The organism is Methylobacterium sp. WL103 (assembly GCF_008039885.1).
In the GTDB taxonomy this organism is placed as follows: Bacteria; Pseudomonadota; Alphaproteobacteria; order Rhizobiales; family Beijerinckiaceae; genus Methylobacterium; species Methylobacterium cerastii.
Window position 1 is genome coordinate 1 of sequence record NZ_VRUX01001057.1, and the last position, 860, is coordinate 860.

Consider the following 860-nt stretch of genomic DNA (forward strand, 5'->3'; position numbering starts at 1 on the left):
CGCCCGCGGTGCGGCGGCGGCGGGCACGGAGCACCGTCCGCTTGGCGGGGTTCCGCGGGGCGCTCGGGACGGGGTCTGCCAACCTGCGGCTCCAGCGCCGGACCGGTCGTCGACGCATCGGAGGTCTAGAGCCGTTCGCCCGCGAGCGGAACCGGTGACGGCGGCATTGCGGACCTGCGCGTGCCGATCCCGAAATTGCCGTCGTCGGGCGTCATCTCCCGGCGATGATCGTCACCTTGCCGCCGGCCCCGCCCGCCCTCGTCGAACCTGTGTCCGCGCGGGCTGAGCCTGGTCGAGGGCGTGCGCGCGGCCTTCGCCTTCGCGATCGTGCTGCTGGCCAACGAATGGATCCAGTGGCCGCCGCTCCTGACCATGGCGCTTGCGGCCAACCTCACCTGCTTCTGCGACACCGGCGGCCCGATCCGCATCCGCCTGCGGGTGCTCACCGCCTTCTCGGTGCTCGGCGGCCTGATCTGGGGGGTGTTCGGGCTGATCCAGCCCTACGGGCCGCTCGTCGTGGTGCCGGCCGCCTGCGCGGTGATCTTCGCTTGCGCCTACGCCCGGGTCTGGAGCGTGCAGGCCCAGGCCGCGGGCAACGTGCTCGTGGTGGTGCTGTGCATCGCCATGGACCGGGCGCTGAGCCCGGAGGAGGCGGCGATCATCGCCGCGATGTTCCTCGCGGGCGGCCTGTGGGCGACCGTGCTGGCGCTGGTGCTGTGGCGGCTGCATCCCTATCGCGCGGCGCACCGCGCCGTCGGCGAAGTCTGGCACGCGCTGGCGCGGCTGACCGGCGACCTGGAAAAACTCGCCGCCGCGCCGGAGACGGTCGCGGCCGCCTTCGACGGCCATGCCCGCGCCCA

Annotated in this window: 1 pseudogene; it reads left to right on the top strand. The window is 73.7% G+C overall.

The window, feature by feature from the left end:
- Nucleotides 1-300: 300 nt before the first annotated feature.
- Nucleotides 301-860: pseudogene (locus FV222_RS27750) on the top strand (FUSC family protein); the annotation flags it as partial.